The sequence below is a fragment of the Aeromicrobium sp. PFPM2_SD2 genome (assembly GCF_057364525.1).
The window spans coordinates 1-3,291 of sequence record NZ_JBNFNZ010000291.1; the positions used below are offsets into that span (position 1 = coordinate 1).

General features: G+C 73.6%; 3 protein-coding genes. All 3 read left to right on the forward strand.

Annotation, left to right across the window (positions count from 1 at the left end):
- Positions 1-138 precede the first annotated feature (138 nt).
- The 3 genes from AC2W7G_RS12285 to AC2W7G_RS12295 are packed head-to-tail and all read left to right on the forward strand — an operon-like array spanning position 139 to position 3,118.
- Positions 139-1,581: a sensor histidine kinase gene (locus AC2W7G_RS12285; protein ID WP_485868692.1), complete on the forward strand. Its 1,443-nt coding sequence runs from the start codon at positions 139-141 to the stop codon at positions 1,579-1,581.
- On the forward strand, positions 1,578-2,234 hold the full coding sequence (locus AC2W7G_RS12290) for a response regulator transcription factor (RefSeq protein ID WP_485868693.1): 657 nt from the start codon (positions 1,578-1,580) through the stop codon (positions 2,232-2,234). Before AC2W7G_RS12285 ends, AC2W7G_RS12290 begins: the two co-directional genes overlap by 4 nt.
- A 20-nt stretch (positions 2,235-2,254) precedes the next feature.
- Positions 2,255-3,118: an SGNH hydrolase domain-containing protein gene (locus tag AC2W7G_RS12295; RefSeq protein WP_485868694.1), complete on the forward strand. Its 864-nt coding sequence runs from the start codon at positions 2,255-2,257 to the stop codon at positions 3,116-3,118.
- Positions 3,119-3,291 lie beyond the last annotated feature (173 nt).

Genomic DNA, 3,291 nt, shown 5'->3' on the forward strand with positions numbered 1-3,291 from the left:
CGAGTGGCCCGTGGTCGCCGACGCGTCGGTCGTCGGCCGCCGCATCTCGCTCGGCGCCGGCGAGCCGGGCTGGAGCGTATGGGTCGACGCGGACGACCTGCTGCGCGCCTACGACGCCACCGTCGCCGACGTCACCGGATGAGTCCCCCGCTCCCCCGCCTCGCGACCGTCACGGGCCGGCTGCGCCCGCTGCGTCGCCTCCCCGTGCGCCAGCGGCTCGCGTTCGCCGTCGCGGCGATCACCGCGCTCGTGCTCACCGGCGTCGGGGTGACGCTGTACGGCGTGGAGTCGGGCCGCATCGACGAGGAGGCCGACGAGAGCCTGGCCCACCAGCTGGACCACCTGGAGACCGTGCGCGCGGACGGCGACCTCGACACCGGTCAGCCGTACCGGACGTCCGACCGCCTGCTCGAGGCGTTCCTGGCCCAGAGCCTGGCCGGCCACAACGAGGACCTCTACGGCGTCGCCAGCGACGGCACCACGTCGGTGCAGGGCGAGCGCAACGTCGAGCTGGAGCGCTCGCGCCGGCTGTGGCCGCTCGTCGACCGGCTGCGCGAGGCCGGCGGCGGGGTGCGCGACCTGACCGTCGGCGACCGCACGTACCGGGTGGCGGTGAAGCCCATCGCGATCGACGACACGTCCGCCGCCCTCGTCGCGGTGCACGACCTCAGCGCCGACCGCGAGGGGCTGCGCGCCCTGGTGCTCAACTACACCGCCCTGGCCGTGCTCGCCGTGCTCGTCGTCGCCGCGCTGTCCTCGCGCATCGCCGGCACCCTGCTGCGTCCGGTGCGCAACCTGCGCGACACGGCGCTGCAGATCACCGAGGGCGACGTCAGCCGCCGCATGACGGTCAGCGGCACCGACGACCTGGCCGACCTCCAGCGCACCTTCAACGCCATGCTCGACCGGCTCGACGCCGCGCTGACCGCCCAGCGCCGGCTGCTCGACGACGCCGGCCACGAGCTGCGTACCCCGCTCACCGTCCTGCGCGGGCACCTGGAGGTGCTCGACCCGCACGACGCGCAGGACGTCGACGAGACGCGGCGGCTGCTGCTGGACGAGATCGACCGCATGACCCGGCTCGTGGAGGACCTGCTGGTGCTCGCGCGGGCCCGGCGCACCGACTTCGTCCAGCCCCACCCGACCGACGTCGCCGCGGTCACCCACGGCGTGGTGGCCCGGGCCAAGGCGCTCGGCGACCGGGTGTGGCGGGTCGACTCGGTCGCCGACGTCACCGCCGAGCTCGACGAGCAGCGCATCGTCCAGGCGCTGCTGCAGCTCACCGACAACGCCGTGCGGCACACCTCGCCGGGCGACGAGATCGGCGTGGGCTCGGCGCTCGCCGGCGGGCAGCTCGACCTGTGGGTGCGCGACACCGGCCCGGGCGTCGAGCCGCACCTGCGCGACCGGCTGTTCGAGCGGTTCAGCCGCGGAGCCAGCGACGACGACCGCTTCGGCCTCGGGCTGGGCCTGTCCATCGTCGAGGCGATCGCGACGGCGCACGGCGGCGCCGTCGTCCTGGACGACACCGAGACCGGCGCGACCGTGCGGTTGCGCCTTCCCGTGAAGGAGCAGCAGTGAACCGGATCCTCATCGCCGAGGACGAGGAGCGCATCGCCTCGTTCGTGGCCAAGGGCCTGCGGGCCGAGGGCTTCTCCCCCACCGTCGTCGCCGACGGCCAGTCGGCGCTCGACCTCGCGCTGGCCGGCGAGGCCGACCTCGTCGTCCTGGACATCGGCCTGCCGGTCCTGGACGGCTTCGGCGTCCTGAGCCGGCTGTCGGTCGAGGCCCCGACGCTGCCGGTGATCGTGCTGACCGCTCGCGACTCGCTGCAGACCACGGTCGCCGCCCTCGAGGGCGGCGCCGCCGACTACATGGCCAAGCCGTTCCGCTTCGACGAGCTGCTCGCGCGCGTCCGGCTGCGCCTGCGCGACCAGGGCGAGCCGGCGCTGGTGGAGATGACGGTCGGCGACGTGACCCTCGACCTGCGCCGCCACCGCGCGTCCGTCGGCGAGAAGGTCGTGGAGCTGTCGGCCCGCGAGATGACGCTGGCCGAGGTGCTGGTGCGCCACCGCGGGCAGGTGCTGTCGCGCGAGCAGCTGCTGTCCCAGGTGTGGGGCTACGACTTCGACCCGGGGTCCAACGTCGTCGACGTCTACATCGGCTACCTGCGCAAGAAGCTGGGCTCGGACTTCGTCACGACGGTGCGCGGCGCGGGCTATCGCGTGGACTGAACCGCGCGTAGCGTGGTGACATGAAGCGCCTCGCGATCCTGCTCGTCACCGTGGTCGCCGCCGGTCTGCTCAGCGCACCGTCCGCCTCCGCGGCCCTGCGCCCCAGCCCCGCCCGAGCCACCTCGGACGTCCGCTCCGACTACATGGCGTCCTGCTACCAGACCAAGACGTCGGGCTCCCGGCCCACGTACTGTGCGTTCGGCAAGCGCTCGAGCCGGGTGCGCGTCGCCGTCATCGGCGACTCGGTCACCAAGCAGTACGTCACCGCGCTCGACCACGCGGGCCGGACCCGCGGCTGGCGCGTGGACGTGTACGGCAAGACGGCGTGCTCGTTCGGCAAGTACAACGGCCGCGCCGGCAAGCAGTGCGCCGCCTGGAACCGCAACGTCATGCGCAAGGTGCGCCGCGCCCACTACGACTACGTCGTCACCGCCCTGTACGAGACGCACGCCTACGCCACGTCGCGGCACCGCAGCGACTCCCAGCGCCGGGCCCGCTTCATCAGCGGCATGCGCCAGCGGATCGCCTACCTGCAGCGCGGCGGTGCCCGGGTCGTCCTGCTCAACGACACCCCGAAGTTCGGCCACCACGTGCCGCGGTGCCTGCGCGGCAACCAGTCGCGGCCCAGCCGCTGCAACGAGAGCCGGTCGTACGCGCTGAGCTCGCAGCGCTTCTGGACGTCGTCGGCCCGCGCCAAGCTGATGCGTGGGCTGGTGCCGTCACGCCGGCTCGTCAGCATCACCGGCTCGCTGTGCTCCTCGCGCAGCTGCATGGCGACGAAGCGGGGCATCATCATCTACCGCGACAGCCACCACTTCACCGAGACCTTCGTCCGCTGGCAGCGCGAGGTGATCGCCCGCGGGCTGACGCGCGCCCTGCGCTGAGCCCACGCACGACGACGGGGCCGGGACGATCTCTCGTCCCGGCCCCGTCGTGTCGTGCCGTGTGAAGAGGTGTGCGGCTAGCGCCCGTGGCCCTGGCCGCGGTCGTCGCCGTGGCGCTCCCAGCCGCGCTCGCGGTCCCACCCGCGGTGCTTGCCCGGGTTGTCGCCCTCGCT

Excerpts from the sequence above, each read along its gene's own strand:
- AC2W7G_RS12295 (WP_485868694.1), top strand. The coding sequence starts at position 2,255 with ATGAAGCGCCTCGCGATCCTGCTCGTCACCGTGGTCGCCGCCGGTCTG.
- AC2W7G_RS12285 (WP_485868692.1), top strand. The coding sequence starts at position 139 with ATGAGTCCCCCGCTCCCCCGCCTCGCGACCGTCACGGGCCGGCTGCGC.